This is a genomic window from Tepidibacillus sp. HK-1, assembly GCF_001748485.2.
GTDB lineage: Bacteria > Bacillota > Bacilli > Tepidibacillales > Tepidibacillaceae > Tepidibacillus_B > Tepidibacillus_B infernus.
The window spans coordinates 1-20,365 of record NZ_BDGM02000024.1; the positions used below are offsets into that span (position 1 = coordinate 1).

Here is a 20,365-nt window from a genome sequence, read left to right on the forward strand (position 1 = left end):
GAGTGAGGAGCAAGCGTGGATGTGGGCGAATACAAGAAAAGGCTATTGGCGTACTGCTCATAGCCCTATCTTGACAAAAGCCCTATCTAACGAGCGATTTAAGCGAGCTGGATATCTAAGTTTTAGCGAGTGTTATTCTGCGAAGTGACGTGTAAACTTTGGAAGCGCCGTATACCGAACGGTACGTACGGTGCTGTGGGAGGTCGGCTGGTCAAATAATGGCCAGCCTCCTACCCGATTTCTTATTATTCTTCTCATTCTGTGTTGGATCTGTTAGATCTGTTGGACCTTGATCTTGTTTGAGATCTTTTTGTTTTGTTGTATCCTGAGGAGTGTTGGGATCTTTTCTTAGAGACAAGATCTTCTCTAACGGATAGTTTACTTCAATCAGACGATTTAGGTCATCATAGATGTATCTGGTCTCTGCCCCATCTTCCTCAATTTGCCGTATTCGATTTCCATATGCATCATATTCATAATTGAAGGATGAAATAATGCCATCTTGATTACGGTTTTCGATCTGATCTAAGGTTCCGTCAGGATTATATTTTTTGACTATGGTATTGCCATTTGCTAATTTGCGTACTGTTTCTCTGCCAAGTCCATCATATTCAAAGATGGTGACAGAGTCATCTGGATCAATCATTTGTGTCATTAGATAACGATTGTCATAAGCATATCTAGTTGTACGATCCTCACTATTAGTTAGACTTAAAAGGTTGCCAACCGCATCATATTGATAGGAAATGCTTTTGTTCATCGTCACATTGTCTTGTTGGACGATTCTCCCGAGCAAATCATAGGTAAAACGATCGGTTGAAGTTGGTGAACTCATCTCGGTAATTCGACCAACTTGATCATAGCGATAATTCAGAGTTGCTCCTTCATATTCAATTGATGAGATTTGTCCAGCTAGATTGTAGCGGTAATCTGTTGCTTGTCCATTTCCATTGATCGCTTGAATCATTTGTCCAGCTGCATCATATTCAAATAGACTTCGATTCCCTAATGGATCCCTTTCCATAATCACTTGATTATTTAGATTATAGGTCCAGGATCTAGCATGGCCGTTTGCATCAATTGCTTTTTTGAGATTTCCTGCCGGGTCATATTGATAGCTTGTTTCTCCATTAAGTGCATCAAGGACTGTAGTTAGTCGATTATTGGCATCATAAGCATATTGAGTTTTACGATCTAAGGGATCGATGATCTTTGTAAGATTACCCACAGGATCATACTGATAGCGAGTTTTAGCTCCCATAGGTGTTTGTTCAGAAATTAAACGGTTTAAGACATCATATTCATAATGAGTTTCATAACCTAGAGCATCCTTTATTGTTATTAAATTCCCTACTTTGTCATAGGTCCAGCTCGTTTCATATCCTGCTGGGTCGATTCTTTTAACAGGTCGTCCAAGTTGATCATATTCATAAGCTACTTGATTTTGCAAAGGATCAGTTTGACTTAATAAATTGCCTTCAGCATCATACTTGTAGGTATACTTTTCTCCATAAGGATTGAAAGCTGCAATCAGTTGTCCTAGTGGGTTATATTGATAGTTCCAAGACGCCCCTTCAGCATCGACCATTGTGATCATTCGATTCAAGGCATCGTATTGATAGGTGGTTTTTGCACCAACTGGGTTCTTGTTAGAAGTTAGATTTCCATTCGGGTCATAAACATACTCTGTCTTTCGATTTAATGGATCAATTGAAGCGATGTTTCTACCTAAAGCATCATATTGATAGCTCCATCTTCCCCCTTCTGAGTCGATCTGTTTTACGAGATTACCTTGGGAGTCATATTCATTTTCAATGATTCCACCTAGTGGATTTCTTATGATTTTAACTCGATTTAGCTCGTCATACTCATATTCGACTTGGCCACCTAGTGGATCGTTGACTAATAGCAAATTGCCTAATAAGTCATATTTATATTGAACCGTATTTCCATTTTTGTCTGTATATTTAGATACGGCTCCGATTGGGTTATATTCTATTTTCTCTGTATATCCCAATGGATCGGTCAGAATGCTTAATCTACCAAGTGGATCATATTGATAGCTTGTTTTTCTACCAAGAGGATCGATCTCCTCTGTTAATTGTTTTAATTGATCATAACGATAGATGGTGCTTGAGCCTAATGGATCAGTCACCTTGGTGATTCCGTTTAGATCATCATAGAAAAAGGTAGTAGTTTGTCCATTTTTATTGGTGTCGGTTATGATTCTTCCGTTAGCATCATAAGTAATACTCCTTTGATGACCAAGCGGATCGATTTGTTTAGTCAATTGGCCTAAGGCATCATACTCCATTTTGGCCATATAGCCTAATGGATCTTTGATAGCTGTTACTCTTCCTAGTGCATCATACTGATAGGTATAAACGGCTTCTTTGGGATCGACTAATTCAGTTAATCTACCATTGTCATCATACTTGTAGCTTGTCTTGTAGCCTAGTGGATTAACCATTTCCTCTACTTGACCATTGATCGTATATCTAAAAGATGTTTGGTTTCCCTTAGGGTCGGTTACCGATAATAGGTTTCCTAATGCGTCATAATCATAGGTTGTTTTTTCCCAAAGCGGATTGAGTGATTCGATTACGTTTCCTAATTCATCATATTTAAATCTTGTAACTCTTCCAAGCGCATCCGTTTGTTTGATAGGGCGCCCTAGGAGATCGTAGTCCCATTTGGAGATGGCTCCATTTGGTTGCTTGACCCTCTTTATTCCACCTAAAGTATCATAGCTGATTTCCGTTATTTGCTGCAGCGGATCAATGATTTTGCTTACTTGTCCAAGTGGATTATATTCCCATGTGGTTTGATAGCCATGAGCATTGACCATGGTAGATTGCCTTCCCATGACATCATAGGTAAAGCGGGTGGTTGCCCCTCGTTCATCTACAAACTCTGCAAGATTGCCATATTCATCGTAGGAATAAGTTTGCGTTAATCCTAAAGGATCGATCACTTGTTTCAAACGACCTAATTCATCATAAATATATTGATATTTATTCCCGTCAGGACGAATTAGTTCTGTTACTTGATCTAATACATTGTATTGCAAAGAAGTTTTTTGTCCCAATGGATCAATGATTTCTGACTGCCTACCAAACTTATCATAGATTATCGTCGTTTTAGCACCCATTGGATCGATCATTGAGGTAAGTTGATCCTGCTGATCGTAGGTAAAAGTAGTTTGCTTCCCATCTGGGCGTGTATAGATCACCGTATTGGTTAAATCATCATAATCCCATTGGTACAAACGACCTAACTCATCTGTTAATGCAACTAAACGATTGAGCAAGTCATAATCAAAGGTTTTCTTATCTCCTTTTGGATTGGTAACACTGATGATTCTTCCTCCATGATCGTATTCGTAGCTTGTTTTTTGTCCAAGAGGATCGGTAATCGTCGTTAACCAACCTAATTCGTTATAGGTAAAGGACGTTTTTCCTCCTTTTGGATCAATCGTTTGCTTTAATCTTCCTAGTTCATCATAAACATAAGTTGTCTTTTGGCCTAATGCATTGGTAACTTCTTTTAATTGACCATTCAGATTATATGCATATGTTTCAACACCTCCATCACGTTCTGTTTTCTCGATCAATCTTCTTGCTGCATCATATTTGTAAGTGATTTTTGACTGATTTGGGTATATGATTTCAACTAGCAAGCCAGCATCATTGTATTTATATTGAATGGTATTCCCATTTGGCAACGTCTCTGCTATTTTTCTCCCTACTAGATCATAGGAATAAGACGTTTTTCTTCCTAAGGGATCTACGATTTGTATTAGCTGCCCCTTTTTGTTGTACTGGTAGGTGAGGGTTCGCTGAAGGGCATCCGTGATTTGACTAACTTGTCCATTTTGATCGTAGTGATATGTAAAAACGCCTGCCAAAGTGGTCATTTTTGTGAGACCATAAGGACCGTATTCATAGGAAACAGTGTGCTTCCCATCATCTACTTTTGTCAATCGTCCTAATAAATCACGCTCAAATGTTGTTGTTTTTCCCATTGGCTGATTAATCGATTTGATTTTCCCTGTCAAATCATACTGATATTCATAAACCCTTCCGAGTGAATCGATATAGTTAGTGACATTTCCCTTTTCGTCAAAAGAATAAGAGGTTTCATTGCCGAGAGGATCTGTTATTTTGGTTAGTCGACCTGTTTTATCATAGTCATATTGATAAACACTACCTGATCCAGCATCTAGTCTAGTTAGTCTACCAACCGGATCATAATTCATTTTGGTTACCGTTCCATCTGGTTTGATTTCCTCTGTTAACCGCCCTAAAAGATCATACGTATAAGTTGTTTTTTCTCCTAATGGATTTATAACCTCAGTAATATTTCCAAATGAATCATAATTGAATTGAGTACGATTTCCTAATGCATCTTCTCCCCACTTCATTAATCCTCTTTCATCATACCCAAATGAAGCTTGATCACCATTCGCATCGATACGCTTTACAATATTTCCTTTTTCATCATAAGTAAATTGGGTCACTCCACCTAGAGGATCGACAATTTTTGTAGGTAGATCCCACTTATCGTGGTATTCATAGGTGGTTACTCCACCATTTAGATTTGTTTCACTTTTTTTATTCCCTTTGTTATCATAGCTGTAGGAAATGGTTCCTTGAGGTGAGCTGATTTTGAGTAGATTTCCTTTTTCATCATAAGTATAGGTTTTTTCTTCTTGTTGTGGATTGATTTCGCGAATAATCTTTTCGTTTTCAACAAAATAAGTCCATTCCTGCTGTAATGCATTTTTCATCTGTATTTTCCCTGAAGAATAAGTAAAGGTATATGACATGATGTTATTGGAATTTTTGATTGAGGTTACTTGATTTTGACTATTGTAGCTGTATGTTGTTGTTACCCCTTCTTCATCGATCCTTGAATGAATACGATGGTTGCTGTCATAGGAGTATTGAATAGTAGAAAGGTCTGGTTTTGTAATTTTAATCAGTCTTTTTTCTCCGTCATATTGATAGGAGGTTTTTTGACCCATGGGATCAATCATTTCAGTGATCAGCCCATTTGCCCATGTGAACCGGATCAATCTTCCTGTTGTATCTGTTACTTTGATTAACTGGCCTTGACTATCATAGCTATATTTCGTAGAGTTCCCAAAGCGATCTTGTTGCTCAATCATTTTCCCTTCTTTGGGATCCTGATTTTCTCTCCATGGTGCATGATAACCATAATAAGTAATCTTGCTCCCTTTATCTGTGGTAACGATATATTCATATTGGCTATTTCGTTGCAGCTGATCGCCATCAACTTCCTCAAAATGACCTTTATCTAATTCATAATTGGTCATTTCATCCCCATCATAGCTTGTTACAAATGCTTCAGGATCATCTTTTATAAATGGAAAGGTTCTTGTACTGCCATCGAAGCGAAATTCTCCCATATGAAAATCTGCATACATTTGCAATTTGGAATCTAATGGGTACTTCCAACCACGACCAAAAGGTCCTACTTCTTGATCATTACTAGAATAGGCTCGCTCTAACACAAAGTCATAGCCAATGCCAGGTAAGTTTAACTCCTTCTCTGAAAATTTCAAATATCCTGTGGTGATATCTACATCTGGTTTCTTATCATTTTCAAAAATAGGTGCATTCGATTGTTGACTTCGTATTGGTGGTTCTTGTGTTTGAATCTCTGTTGAAGGTATGGAAGGAAATTGAGGTACTACTCCCTGAAGTGGATTTTGCATGGAACGAGGATCTTCATTCCTTTGTGGTAGTAAACTTAATAAAGATGCTGGATCCATAAATGTTGGATCAGTGTCCCCAAAAGCTATCGTGTTTTTTGGCTGAATGGTTAAACTGCTAAAAAAGACAAAAAATGATAGTAAAATAATGATAGACTTACGAGGCAATTGTTTCATCCCTTTGTTTCTCCCTTCGGTAACCTGGCGATCTTAGACAACAACATTCGACTTTAAACCCATGGCTTTGCGCCCCCATCTTTCAATTAGTTTGCCTTTATCGGTAATAAATGTATACTTTATGTAATTTATAGTAGAGTATTGTCATAATTTTGGCAATCTTTTTCTCCTAAAATTCCTTATATTGGTTCTTTATTCCTATTTTACCATTTCAAAACAGGTAATATATTCCTAGTCATTTGTTCCTATTGTAAGAAATATAAAGTGCAAATAAAAAAATCCTTCTCGTCTAAAAAGAGAAGGATTTTTGCGTATATTATCTTTTATTTAAGTCATCGTGTAGATTAAATTCTGTTCTTTTGTTATTTTGCGTAAGCCATTGCTTCTTGTCTTAAGACTTCTGCCTTATCTGTACGCTCCCATGGTAGATCAAGATCATGACGACCAAAGTGGCCATATGCAGCTGTTTGACGGTAAATTGGACGGCGAAGATCAAGTTGTTTAATAATCCCTGCAGGGCGTAAATCAAAATGTTTACGAACTAATTCAACAAGGATGTTTTCATCTACTTTTCCAGTACCAAATGTATCGATACTAATCGATACAGGTTGAGCCACACCTATCGCGTAAGCAACTTGAACTTCACATTTATCCGCTAATCCTGCAGCAACAATGTTTTTCGCAACATAGCGGGCAGCATAAGCACCAGAACGGTCAACCTTTGTTGGATCCTTACCAGAGAATGCTCCACCACCATGGCGAGCATAACCACCATAGGTATCAACGATGATTTTACGACCTGTTAATCCTGCATCACCTTGAGGTCCTCCGATCACGAAACGGCCTGTTGGATTGATAAAATACTTTGTTTTATCATCTAATAATTCTGCTGGTACCACTGGTTTAATCACATATTTATGAAGATCGGCTTTAATTTGTTCATTTGTTACTTCAGGATGATGTTGTGTTGAAATAACAATTGTATCAATACGAACTGGCTTGTCTCCTTCATATTCAACAGTCACTTGCGTTTTGCCATCTGGACGTAAATAGTCTAAGATTCCCTCTTTTCTTGCTTCAGTAAGACGTCGAGCTAATTGGTGGGCTAGTGAGATAGGTAATGGCATCAATTCAGGTGTTTCGTTGACTGCAAACCCAAACATTAAACCCTGGTCTCCAGCACCAATCGCTTCAATTTCTTCATCAGACATTTGCCCTTCACGAGATTCTAACGCTTGGTTAACACCTACCGCAATGTCTGGAGATTGTTCATCAATTGAAGTTAAGACAGCACAGGTTTCTGCATCAAAGCCATATTTTGCTCTTGTATAGCCAATATTTCGGATCGTTTCACGAACAATTTTTGGAATGTCAACATAGCAGCTTGTTGTAATTTCTCCCGCCACCAAAACCAATCCAGTTGTTACAGAGGTTTCTGCCGCAACACGAGCATTGGGATCTTTTTCAAGAATCGCATCAAGGATTGAATCGGAAATTTGATCACAAATTTTATCTGGATGGCCCTCAGTCACAGATTCAGAAGTGAATAAATGACGACCTTTTTGTAACGCCATATGAAAACCTCCCTTAAAATTAGTATGTACATCTATTGTTATGATACTCATGCAAAAAAGCCTTTCCTTTAGAGGAAAGGCTTTTTATACTCAAGCTTACCTCTTATGTTTAAATAGATTTTGAATAAGAGATCCATTCAACAATCTATATTATAAGAAGTAAGAAAGACTGTCAACCATTTTCACTTGAAATTTTACTTACGATTATATTTATGTTTTACTGTACTGGTTGAGTCTCAGTTGTTGTTTCAGTTGACGGTTCAGTTGTTACTTGATCTTGGTTATCTACAAAAATTAATTGAGTATCAGAATCATATTCCACATCCGCACCAAGACTTTCACTAATAAATCTTAAAGGTACAACTGTATTGCCATTAACGGTTGTGGCAGGTACCTGTAGCTGAATGATTTGGCCATTTACTTTTGCTTGTTTTTGATTTAAGACAAAGGAAACACTTACATCACCTTGTTTTACTGTGATTGTTCTTGTTTCAGGATCATAACTAACCTCTGCACCCAATGCTTCTGCAATCGCCCTAAAAGGAACAAGCGTATTGCCATTTACTAATTGAGGTGGAACATCAAATTGTGGTTGCTTACCATTTACAAATGCTTTTAATTCTTTCTTATTTGTTTCTTTGTAAAGCTCAATTAATTTTTTTACTTCATCTTTAGAGCCTTTCGTAAATCCTAGAATTTGCTCTTGAGCCTCTAATGCATCTTGATCTTTGTCCATCAATTTATACATTTCCATTAACTGTTTATATGCTTCTATCTTTGAAGTAGGTAATTCGATGTCTTCAAGATTTCCTACCTCTTCTAATCCTTCTAATTCACCTTTTAATTCCTCTTCTAAGCTTTCCATAAGTTCTTGCGCATCTTCTTGTTCTTTCTCAGTTAATTCATTTTGATTTAATAAGGACTGTACATATTCATAGGTAGCTTGAATCGATTGTTCTGTGTTTTCTTGGTTAGCTAGTTCCTCTAATAAAGGTAACCATTTCTCTTCCATATTTTGTTTTAACTCTTCCACTTTTCGTTGCATTTGCTCTTTTGCTTTTTCATTTACTTTTTCAAGAGCCTTTTCCATTTCATGCTCAAGTTTCTTGATGTCTTTTTGAAGTTTTTTCATTTGTTTATCTTTACCATTTTCATTGTCACCATTCTTTTCATTGTCACCATTCTCATCTTCATCTACGTCTTCTTCGATTGCTTCGTCATCCTTTTCTACGTCTTCATTTTCTTCAAGATCTGCATCATCTGATTCATTTTGTTCATTCTCTAATGTAGGACTAGTTGAATCTGATGATGTATCTGTATTTATTGTTGTATCCTGTGTTGTATTGGTTGTGTTTGTTTCTTCAGCAGATACAATTCCTCCGATAAACGGAGTCAATACAAGCGTTAATGTCAAAAGAATAGGTAAGATGATTTTCTTCCCCATCACACTTTTTCCTCCTCATGGTAATCATTTCTAATATTTTTCTTACACTTAAAAAGTATAAGTGCAACTAAGACTTCTACCTTCGCCAAAGGCTTGGCATAAGCCAAGTTTTCTTTATTATATTCCTTTATTGCTTAACAGTATATAGGTTGTTCCATAAATCGTTCCAATGGACTAACATATTTTTTTTGTTTGGGACTTTATGTATAATATTTCATCCTATTTACATACTAAAAAAAGGCCTATTGGTATCTCCAAACCAATAAGCCTCTAAGCAACAGGTAGGTATTCAAATTGTTTTAAAATGTTGTAAAATGTGTAAACGATTATTGTAATCCTTTATTATAATCCTTTCATGAATTGTTCAGCACTTTCAACCAATCTTTTGGTCATGGCGCCACCTACTGCTCCACAATCCCTTGCAGAGAGCTGACCCCAGTAATCTTCACTTCCTTGGTAAACAGGAAGCCCCATCTCTCCAGCAATTTCATATTTCATATTATCTAATGCTTGATGGGCTTCTGGTACTAGTTGTTGTCTGCCCCATTGTCCTTTGGCCATCTTGATCACCTCCTTTCAAAGGAAGTCGTCACTTTAGTTGGTTATTTGATGAGGTAATCATAGTATGACCGAGAATAACACGTTCAAATCCTTTAAGATAGTGGTACTATAGGTTAAAATTGACTAAGCCTGTTAAAGGATCATCGAAGACTAAGAATCATATAGTATTTGAAAAAAGCTCTATTTATGTTATCCTTTAAAAAAAGGAAAATATAAAAGGAGTTAAGGCTATGTTAACACCTGAAGATATTTTTGAAAAAGAATTTAAGCGTTCGCTTCGTGGATATGATGTGGATGAAGTGAATGAATTCCTTGACCAAGTGATTCAAGATTATTCCCGACTCATCGAGGAAAATAAGGCTCTAAAAAAAGAAAATCAACAATTAAAATCCAATACGACTCGTCAAAGCTATCATGCACCAGCACCAACCCCTGAAGAGTCCATTACATTACAGGATTTAGTAAAACGGGTAGAAATCTTAGAGAAGAAGACAAGATTTTTGTAATGCATTAAAAACATAAGACCACCTATAAAGGTGGCCTTTTTCGTTCTTATCGTTCAATCTTATTTAACATTTTCGCTAACTACTTCATATTCCCCGCGAACCATGACTACAGCTGTGCCACTCACAATCTTAACACCACGACCATCGTTTCTAGGATAAATCAATTGATGGTTTAACGGGATTTTTGTACCATTCTTCAGATCCGTAGCACCAGTCACGTCAGGTATCCCATTTGCATCTTTACTATAGGCTGTCGCTGTACCTGCACGCAGAATCATTTCTGTTCCTGCATTCCCTACTAACAAGTCACCAGCTTTTAAATTTAAGACAATAATCGGTGCAACTTTCATTGTTTCTTCCCCATCAGTAGGTTGTCCACTTGGTAAATCGCCTTGCTTAAGTAAGTTGATTTGTTGATCGACATAACTTTTTGTTACGAGCGGATCCTCTTGCGATCCTGGTTCACTTGTTTCACCAGCCATAGCTGTGGTGACAATCGACCCAGCTAAAATCAAAGCACCAATACCTAAACCTAATTTCACCTTATTACTCATATTCAATCTCCTTTTAACAAATTTGTATAGATTATTGATAGATTCGTACCGTTTTATTTGTTCCATCCCATTCCACCTTCGCATGAAAGGCTTCACTAATGAATCGAAGTGGAACCATGGTTTGACCATTATATAACATCGCTGGAGATTCTAAGGTGATCACTTGGTCTTGTTCCCTTACGTTTCGGTCATTGATCCGTAATTCTATAACTTCATATCCTTTTATAATAGTAATCGTTTGGGTCGTCCCATCCCAAAAAACATACGCTTGTAATTCTTGGCTCACGTATCTAACTGGTACCATAGTTAAACCGTTATTAATAAATGGCTTTTGCTCGGGGAAATTAACGAATTTACCATTCACATAAACGGTTGGCTGTACTAACGTATTCTCCTTCGCTGGTTGAATTTTGACTATTTTGTTAGCTGGATGAGAAGCTAAGATGGCTTCATGTAGTTTTTCTGGTGTAATGGTTGGGTTACCCGCATTGATTCTCGGAACTAAAAATGGATTTGTTCTTCGGTCTGCCATTCCTTTTCTCAATGTAAAGGCCAATTGATAGCCTACTTTTTTTAATGTAGAAACACTATCCTGATTATAAGCTCCAAAGGGATAAGCAAAGGCATATACATGTTTATTTGTAATATTTTCAATCACTTCTCGGTTTAATTCCAAATCATCCTGAATTCGCTTCTCATAGTCACTTTGTGACTCGATGTATTGATCGATAGATAATTTTGTTGTCAAAAAAGGCTTAGGATGATCTTCGCTCGTTTTTCTATGCAAACCATAACTATGACTTTGTAAATCTGCTAATGGATCTTTCGACAACTCTAGCATTTCCTCACTCGTCAATCGTGGTAATCCATTGGGTTTATCAATCCACTCGCCAATCACAAAATTAGTAGAGGGTATATTGTACTTTTTTAATATTTGATAAGCATAATTATAATAGCTTTCATATCCATCATCAAAAGTAATGAGTACACTATTAATTGGTATAGACCCTTTATTGTAAAGAAAATCCTCAAATTGTTGCATCGAAATGAAGTTATATCCTTGTTCTACAAGATACTCAATTTGGCTTTGAAATAGCTCTGGTGTAATGGTAGCACTACTTTTAAAGTTTGAATCAATATGATGGTACATAATGACCGCTACCCGATCTCTATAAAATTCTGTATTAGAAGCAAAGACAGATGACTGAAGATTGATTAAAAGAATCAGTGACATGGCTACAATTAAGAAACTAGCTAAGAATTTCTTGTGTAAATATTTGTTACGATGGGTTCTCTTTCTTTGTTCCACCATTTTTTCCCCTTTGCAGTTTAATAGAATCACATAAACTAATCCTATTCTACCACCAAAATCATCTGCCTACTATACCCCTTCCAACATTTCAATATTTTGTTATTCTTTTTCTAAATCTATCAATTCACCGTAATACTTTGTGTTTTACTGTCATAATAAATATATAATCCAAATCCCTCACTTAATGCACGGACAGGCAGCATCGTTCTTCCATTTCGAACAAATGGGGCCACATCTAATGCTTTTCGTTCTCCATTTTGGCTCATGTAGGATTGTTTCAACCAAAAATCAAGAACCTTATAATCGTTGATCGCTTCAGCCTTTTGTTCGGAGCTAAACCAATTTACCTGTCCACCTAATAATTCAGAAAAAGCACGGAGGGGTAAAAATGTCCTTCCATTTACAATGATCGGTGCTTGATCTAAGCTTTTTTTCTCATTTCCAACGAGTACTTGCTTTTGATTTAACGTAAATTTTAATGTAGGTTTCTCAGCGATTTCAGCTTTATTCCACTCTTTTATTTGTAAATTGGCAAAAGAGAGCTGTCCTTGGTTAGGCGTTTGATCCGTTGCATTTTCTTGATGAACAACATAGATACTTTTCAACGTAAGTGGATAAGCGACTCCCTTTGGCACAGGAACAGTTAAGGTTTTCCAACCTATCCAATCTACCTTTTTCGCTAGATCAACATAATAGACTTTTCCGTTTTTATCCCTAATCTCAGTCCGGAGCCAATGGCCACTATTATCCCCTTTTACATCCAGTGTTAAGAAAGCTGGTTCTCCCCCCACATACTTACCTACGGTTCCATACTGAAGATAGACAATACGAAGATCACTAGAATTACCAAAATCATAAGTAAATGTTCCTGATTTAAAAGAACCTGTGCCAATCCCCTTTAATCCTTGAATTAAATAAATACCAGGTTGGTCAAACTGATCAATCACTTTTCCTTCTGTTTGAGTACCAATCACTACAGGTACAGCTGTACTAAACCCTTGATAGCTTGCTATCAGCATTCCTACTGATGCTTCGGAGCCCGTAACAGTACCATCTGCTTGTACACTACCTTTTGCTCCAATTAACTGCCATTTTAATAGCTTGGTATCTACGGAGCGTTTAGAACCGTCAGTGAAGCTCATGGTTACAGTTGGTTTCAAGGATTCGCCTGTATTGATACGGATTATATCTTGATCAATCTTAATTAGCTTTAGATCTTCCTTACTATAAACTTTTATCTGATGGGTTTGTGTGGTTTGTCCAAGGGATGATTTGATATTAAATGTCCCTTGTTGGTTAAAGATAAAGTTAAACGGATTCTCTTTATTTTGCTGAACACCTGTTGCTACATCCCACTGAACGCTTACTTCTTTTGGATCGATTGGATTGTAATATTCATCATAAGCACGAGTGATCTGGGCGGTAAGGGTTTCACCCTGCAAAGCGCCCTTTGGTAAGGAAACCTGCCCACCTAATAACTTTCCTTTTGGTGCTGTACTAAATATAGCTAAGGCATTAGGAACCTCTCTCTCAACCCCATATTGAGGAATAGTAACATCTGATAGATTAAAAGTACCTAAACCACGAGCAACCATTGTTGTCGAGCCGCCACCATCTAGATTGACCGCTTTCCAGACACCACGGTGGATTAAAAAGGTACTCAGTTCATCTAATGTCATCCCAACACTGTCTTTGCTTTTTTCTGCTGTAACCAGATATAGATAGCGCTTATCTTGAGAATAACCAACTGCTGTACGTGCGTGGTTTCCTTTAATCTCATAAGTGATTTTTGCCTTTTGTCCTTCATCTACTAATAGAGTTGAACCATCAATTGCTGTTAACCATTTTTGATCAGGATTAAGCTTAAAATCTACTTGGATCGTTTCACCTATACGAACATGCTGTTTTAAAAAGACTTGAGCCTCACCATGTCCTAATAATAAGTAGGCACCATTTGGGATTTCATCAACAGCCTGATTATCTAGCATTTGCGTTACTATTCCGTTCTCGACTAATACAATCGTATACTCGCCTAAAGCATCACCTACCCAATTCTTCATATTCCATTTATCTGTGTACATATGAAGTCGATTTTGGTGGCTATTACCACTAAAACGGAAGCCTGAGTTATATTGGGTTTTGTTCACTCCATACAATTGAAACTTACTTCCATCTTCTGTTGTTACTTCTGCATCAAAATCTAAACGGTCAATAAAAGGAACTCCATTTTGATCAATCATCAATGCATTTTTGGAATGAATATAGCCTGGAGATGTAATCATTTGTCCATTTTGAATCGTCGCACCAAACGGAGCACCCTCTGCGGCAAGTGTAAAAAAGTCGCCATTCACCGCTGCAACGGCTCCAGTTTCTTTGGCCATATTGATCGGGCGTTGCTTATTACCGGTCATCCCCTCTTTACCCACCATCGTATCTACTTTAATATAAGGATTCTTCAAATCTACTTCGATCAGATTGATTTTAACACTACCTGTAGAAGTCTTCCAATTCCACTTCTCTAGTTTTGCGCCAGCAGTAATCCATTCCGAAGATACTAGATTTCCACTTGGGACACTCTCAGCTGCTATTGCTCCATGAATAGAAGGAAACATGGATAGTAGCATAGCCAGTACAGTGGTTACTTTAGCTAAGATTTGCAACCGTTTTTTCATTTTTTGCTACCTCTCCCTACCTTTTTTAGAATTTCTCTACCATATAGACGTACAAAAAAATGAAAAGTTGCTAGAAAAAAAAGTAGCAATAATAAAAAGAAAGCCTTTCTTTGATGAAAGGCCCTCTAATTCTTCATTTTTATTTAGGTAATTTTTTTAGCTTTTGCATTAAGCGGTATGAGATGGCCGCTGCTTCAGCCCGAGACATGAATGATCTTGGATTAAAGACAATACTATCTCCTGATTGACTACCACTCATGACTTTTGCTTTAATCACCGCTTCAATATAGGGTGCAGCATAAAGGTTGATACTTGCTCCGTCAGCAAACATTTTTGCTAAATTTAATTTAGAACGTTCTGCATTAGAAGTAATCTTTAAATTGGCTGCACGAGCGATCATCGTTGCCGCTTGTTCCCGGGTTAAATAGCCGTCTGGGTTAAAGAGTCCATCACTTTCACCACGAATAATTCCTGCCCGAGCAGCTGTTTCAATATATTCATAAGAATAAAACTCTGGATCTGGATCCAATAATGGACTGACATCTTTAAATGTTGGATTAATCGGTCTTCCTCGGTCATCATATGGACCTGCATCGATTGGAATATCTAATGCTTTAACAAGAAGTGTTGCTAGTTCTCCTCTTGTAGTTAATAGGTCAGCACCAAAACGATTACGTTCTGCAGGAATCATTAATCCCTTAGAATACATGGTTTGTAGATAGTTTGCTGCCCAAGGATGTTTAACAATATCGTTAAAACTTCCTCTTTTTGCCATTACTGTATAATATCCAAATTCATTAATCGGTGCTGTTACTGTTTTTGCCTTTGTATTCACGACCCCACCTAAATTGACCCACTCTCTTTTCTCTGGATCAAAATGGTAGATCGCTAACAAGTTTTGCGCATCATCACGAATACTTTGATCAAATTGAATCGTTATTTCCCCTTGGTTATTAGGAATCAGCCCTGCATCCACATTAGTAAGATCTCCGTTTGCCTCAATCCAATACAATTGACCTGCATACCCTGTATTATCTGGTGGGAGAATATAATATTTCATATATCTATCCCAAATCCCATTAAAATCTTCAAAGGTATACTCGTCACCATCCCAAATAATTCGTTGTCCTGTTTTTCGATTAACAATACTAAAATCTAAATACTCATCAGCCTTATAATCGACGATTGAAGAGTTTCCTTTTTCAATCAACCAGGTATTCTTTGGAAATTCAAGCAGCACCTTTTTATCAAAGACATCCATTTTCCCTTTACCTGTGAAAACTTCTTTATACCTGGCTCCTTCTTTCGGTGTGGCTGCATAATAAATCTCAAACTGATATTTACTACTATTACCATTTCTAACTACAGTATAGGTAATTTTATTCTTACCGTTCTTTAAGAAAACGTCAGCTTTAAATTGTTTTGCCTCACTATCACTAATTGTTTCAGCTACTGCTTCTGTTTTACCTATGATCACTTGCTCAGCTTCTGCTTCAATGATCACTTCAATAAAGTTACTATTCACTACTTTTTGGTCAGGTAAAACGGGTTGAATCAATTTCACCGGTTGTGGTGAGCGAGTAACATATATTTTGGCACTTTTTGAAGATCCATCTTGACTAATTGCTTCAATTTCAAAGGTATTCGCCCCATCATTTAGACGTATGGATCGATCAGTTACTACCTTGTTGTTCGTCAAGTCTAACTTAAGATAAATGTCGTTACCAGTTGCTTCTGGATATACTTTATCATTTTGTACATCAATATATACTGCTCGTTGACCATTGTAATAGAAGACCAATTCCTTTGCATTATTAAAGTTCATCGTCAAGTCAATATACCTAGAATCAGTCTCAAAGGTATTGGTGTCTGTTTCAGTCAGCGTATATCGACTACTTACACTTGGAGTAATATCAACAAATGGGCCATCACCTTTAAAGTAGAATAAAGTTAGCTTCGTCTTTGTTCTTACCGCTCCATCTGTTACCTCAATCGTAATTTCATTGGCTCCTACACCTAAATCTGCGAGGCTAAACGAAAAGGTTCCATTTGTTTTATCGATTGTTAAAAGAGCGCTTTGATTTGTATAAACCGTGCTTCCATACGCATTTTCAACAGTAATGGTCATATTGTCCATTTCAGTTGTAGGAATATTGATAAATTGCCCTATCATTGTATCAATATTTAAACCATCCGTTCCCCCGATTCGATCTCCATTAACCAAGTTGGTAATCTTAACGTCAGGAGTACTTACATATTGAACAGTATAGATTTCCATATTTTCTGATTCTGGCGCTGCTGGATATACTTCAAAAAAGTTATCGCCTGGTTGAAGATCAACAGTCACTTTATAGGTTGGTGCTTTCGTTGAATCGATATTGGCAACTGGAACAGCATTTGTTTGTCTTGTGCCATTTCCATCCACATAAACATGATTGATGAACTGATCTAAATCAGTAACCGTATTACTTGTTGTAATATAAAAGATTAGAGTTCGAATCGTTGCTGTATCAGAAAGCCCAGATGTACTTACCACATAATTTGAAGACGTATTTAAATATTTTAATTTATAGGTTTGTGATTGAAAGGTTGTCCCATCTGCCAGTGTAAACGTAAAAGAAAGCTCATTGATATCAGGATGTTTAACCGTATCAAATGTAAGAGAAAAAGAATCCGCCCCTTCATTGGTTAATGTGTAATTCGTTGTTTGTCCGTCATTTGTAGCGATCGATCCACTAATCGTAGATTGACTATCAAAATCATTTCTTGTGATAATAAAACTTCCACCATTATAAGTCACCTTCAACTGGTCATTTGCATCATTAAAGTTATAAACGTCGCCACTAACAGTTAATGGTTTAGTAGAAAAATTCATAGATGGAAGTAAATCTTGACCATCTACTTGTCCAAGAATATAGGGTACTCCTTGTGGTTCATAATAAACATCCAATGTGAGTGGATAAGTTTTCGTTTGATTCTCTGCTTGAATGGTGATGGAATTCTTCCCTAATTGTAAAGGAAGATCAGTAAAGGCAAATTCATCCTGGAGTTTCATTAACAGTCCATCGTATTCAACCCCATTAACAACAGCTACGATCGAATCAGCATTATATACCTTACCTGTTAGCATCACTTGATTATTATTATAGGTTAAATCATCTGTAATCCTGTTATCTTGTCTTAAATCTTGTGAATCATTATATAAAACTGAAGTGATAAATGGTAGATTCGTATATTCAACATATTTCGTATCTGATACTGTTTGGCCTTGATAAATACCATATACTTTAATTCCATTTAATCCTTCATATAACTGAACATCGTTAAAGGTAAAATTAGATCCTGAGATATCAGGCTTATCTGCCCCATCTTTATGTTTAATCTCAATAAGTCTCCCATTATCTATTCTATATTGGGTGATGGTATAACCTAAATCGGTAACACCATAGGCACTACCGGTGATATTGATTGTTGGCTTATTAACCTGTGTCGGTTGTTGTTCTGTACCCAATGGATCTGTAATTACAATTGGTGCTCTCTCCTCTGCTTTGACAAAAGCAGTGAAAGGAACTAACGAAATGACAAGTGCTAATGCAATAAAAAGACTTAACCATTTCTTAAATGCATAATTCATCATATCCTCTCCCTCGTCTAATTGGTCTTCTATATATATCGGAAGAATAGCAGTAAACTTTAACCCTTTTTAGAAAAAAGAGTCTCTGCACACTCTATTCTTCCTTTCCCTGATCAGTCCAAACTTGTACTTTTACCAAAGGGTCTTCTGGTGAACGATCGTAAAGGTAAAGCTTGTCGTTTGTTATGACCACCATATACTTTTTCTTCGGGTCTAAGGGGATCTTTTGCCCTTTAAATGTAATACTTTCTATCCCTTTCATCCAGTGGTAAGCACCAAAGGTCGTATAGGCCAATTCTGCATCATTTGCCGCTTTTACTTCTAATGGATAGGATAAAACTAGGTCCCCTTTTTCACCATGGGATTGATCAAATTTTTCAAAAAGGTGATTTAGATGCAAGTGAGATTCATATTCTGATGACTGGATCTGATCTAAGAAGTTTCCCTTCTGTGCAAATAGTTTAGTAATCATTGAATCGTCTTCACCTGAATAACGTAAAATTCCTTGAGTTGTAAATAAATCCATATAAGTAATATTCACGTAATCTTCACCATAATACTTTCCAGCTGGACTTAATGCGTAATAAAGGTCGCCATCTTCTTTCACCCAATGATCTGCACTATTTTCTATAAACGTGAGCATTTCATCTGCCAACTGTTTTGACTCTTCATCTTGCAGCCAATGATAAAGAGCATATAAATAATTGATTTCATATAAGGCATGGTTTAAAGAAACCAAGGTCTTACCCCGTTGCTGTTCTGAGTAATAGTCGGGATACAAATAACCACCATTAAGCTGATAAACAATTCCTATTTCTTTTAATTGTTTAAAATAGTTTTTAAACTGCATCCCTTTTTCAAGCGCTTCTTGATCATCATACATCAATCCATAGCGTATTAAGAATAAGGAGGCATCGACTGACATTCTGGTATCAATATAATTGGGACCTAGTCCGTAGGCTCGATTCAAATAAGCCGCATTTACCCCTGCACGCCAAAAACCGTCTTCCCTTTGCATCTTAATCAGTGTAAACTTTGCATTATCTACAAAGTCCTCTAATAAGCGGTTTGGTTTGATTTGTAAGGTTTCGATCAATAGCATGGGCACTGATGCCTGTAAACTGATATTTTTATTATGATACTCTTCTTTATCTTGATATTCTATCGGAGTATAGCGGTGAGTTCCCTCCGCTGTAACCCAAGTATTCGTCTTATGATAATTTTCACTAATCTCCCATGCTCTTTTGACAAAAGGATCCTCTACTTCTAGCTTTTCTTTACTTAAAATATACCATTGATCTAATGATTCCCCTGCATTGATGTTCAGTGTGTCTTGAGATTGGTATTCATCCTCTGAAAGCCAGGTATGTAATTGATCATGATCGATATAGTGATAGGCGCGACTACCATAAACTTGCTCATTATCTTCCATGTTTACTTTTAGTTGTTGATCTCCTTTAGGTGAATAGGCTTTAATAAAAAAGATTTGGTCTCCATTTGGCAGCTTTCTTTGCGTAATCACCAATTGACTGATGGTTTGATTTAGCTGATAAAATGCTACATAACGGAATTCTTCCATATTCGTTTGTTTCGTATTTCCAATCAACCGAAAATCTGTTAAGTCTCCATTCAGACTCCAACTAGCCTGAGGTAAATCTTCGCTTTTAAATTGAATCTGATTCCCTATTACATCTAGCCCTTGATAAGGTAGATCATTATTTATGGATTGTCCTAATTGTTGATAGGCATACATATAAATAAAGAGTGTTTTTGTATCCTCTTCCCAATGGACTTGTCGTTCAATTAAGGGTCTTAATTCATTTAGAGATATATATGTAGTCCCTTTGAATAGAACAATGTCTAATTTTCTCCATAAACCTTCTTTGTAAAATTGCTTTGACTTTACTTTAATGTTTACTTTTCTTTGGTCTGGATAAAAAAGTGTAATTGTATTCGTTCCACTATTCCATCTAGATGTAATTTCAAGTTTCTTTGCAATTGCACTTAGGGGTAGATATACCTTATGATTGTTAAATAGATAATCCATATCCTGACGAATACCATCTACTTCAATCATCCCTTTTTGTAGAGAAGGGTTTGCAAAAGAAAGTTGAGGAGTAAAACTAAATACGATCATGATGACAAAAATGAGAGTAAACCACTTTTTATTCATATAGCTAAATCCTTTCTACAA

At 36.7% G+C, this 20,365-nt stretch carries 10 protein-coding genes and 1 riboswitch; of the genes, 1 reads left to right on the forward strand and 9 read right to left on the reverse strand.

The features are described from left to right. Positions 1 to 211: 211 nt before the first annotated feature. The 4 genes from BEN26_RS11690 to BEN26_RS11705 form a co-directional block, all read right to left on the reverse strand. Entirely contained in the window at positions 212 to 5,914 is a 5,703-nt protein-coding gene (locus BEN26_RS11690; protein WP_181482284.1) for a DUF6531 domain-containing protein, read from the reverse strand. Positions 5,915 to 5,929: 15 nt separating this feature from the next. After that, a riboswitch (cyclic di-GMP riboswitch) is annotated at positions 5,930 to 6,020 on the reverse strand. 256 nt (positions 6,021 to 6,276) lie between these two features. After that, positions 6,277 to 7,488, reverse strand: coding sequence for a methionine adenosyltransferase (gene metK, locus BEN26_RS11695; protein ID WP_069799741.1), 1,212 nt, complete (start codon positions 7,486 to 7,488; stop codon positions 6,277 to 6,279). Between the two features lie 217 nt (positions 7,489 to 7,705). Continuing rightward, positions 7,706 to 8,932, reverse strand: coding sequence for a copper amine oxidase N-terminal domain-containing protein (locus BEN26_RS11700; RefSeq protein ID WP_069799743.1), 1,227 nt, complete (start codon positions 8,930 to 8,932; stop codon positions 7,706 to 7,708). 342 nt (positions 8,933 to 9,274) lie between these two features. Further along, entirely contained in the window at positions 9,275 to 9,493 is a 219-nt protein-coding gene (locus BEN26_RS11705; protein WP_068726317.1) for an alpha/beta-type small acid-soluble spore protein, read from the reverse strand. Positions 9,494 to 9,723: 230 nt separating this feature from the next. Here BEN26_RS11705 and BEN26_RS11710 point away from each other — a divergent pair, with 230 nt between their 5' ends. Further along, positions 9,724 to 9,999, forward strand: coding sequence for a DivIVA domain-containing protein (locus BEN26_RS11710; protein WP_069799745.1), 276 nt, complete (start codon positions 9,724 to 9,726; stop codon positions 9,997 to 9,999). A 59-nt stretch (positions 10,000 to 10,058) separates the two neighbouring features. Here the strand turns inward: BEN26_RS11710 and BEN26_RS11715 are convergent, their stop codons facing one another. The 5 genes from BEN26_RS11715 to BEN26_RS11735 all read right to left on the reverse strand — a co-directional run bounded on the left by BEN26_RS11715 (position 10,059) and on the right by BEN26_RS11735 (position 20,344). After that, positions 10,059 to 10,553, reverse strand: a complete 495-nt coding sequence (locus BEN26_RS11715; RefSeq protein WP_069799747.1) for a hypothetical protein — start codon at positions 10,551 to 10,553, stop codon at positions 10,059 to 10,061. Positions 10,554 to 10,584: 31 nt separating this feature from the next. Beyond that, on the reverse strand, positions 10,585 to 11,862 hold the full coding sequence (locus BEN26_RS11720) for a stalk domain-containing protein (RefSeq protein WP_069799750.1): 1,278 nt from the start codon (positions 11,860 to 11,862) through the stop codon (positions 10,585 to 10,587). Between the two features lie 122 nt (positions 11,863 to 11,984). Further along, the gene (locus BEN26_RS11725; RefSeq protein ID WP_069799751.1) at positions 11,985 to 14,537 is read right to left on the reverse strand and encodes a stalk domain-containing protein; all 2,553 of its coding nucleotides are present in this window, start codon (positions 14,535 to 14,537) and stop codon (positions 11,985 to 11,987) included. A 139-nt stretch (positions 14,538 to 14,676) separates the two neighbouring features. Beyond that, entirely contained in the window at positions 14,677 to 18,171 is a 3,495-nt protein-coding gene (locus BEN26_RS11730) for an S-layer homology domain-containing protein (protein ID WP_069799753.1), read from the reverse strand. 94 nt (positions 18,172 to 18,265) lie between these two features. After that, positions 18,266 to 20,344: a stalk domain-containing protein gene (locus BEN26_RS11735; protein ID WP_069799755.1), complete on the reverse strand. Its 2,079-nt coding sequence runs from the start codon at positions 20,342 to 20,344 to the stop codon at positions 18,266 to 18,268. Positions 20,345 to 20,365 lie beyond the last annotated feature (21 nt).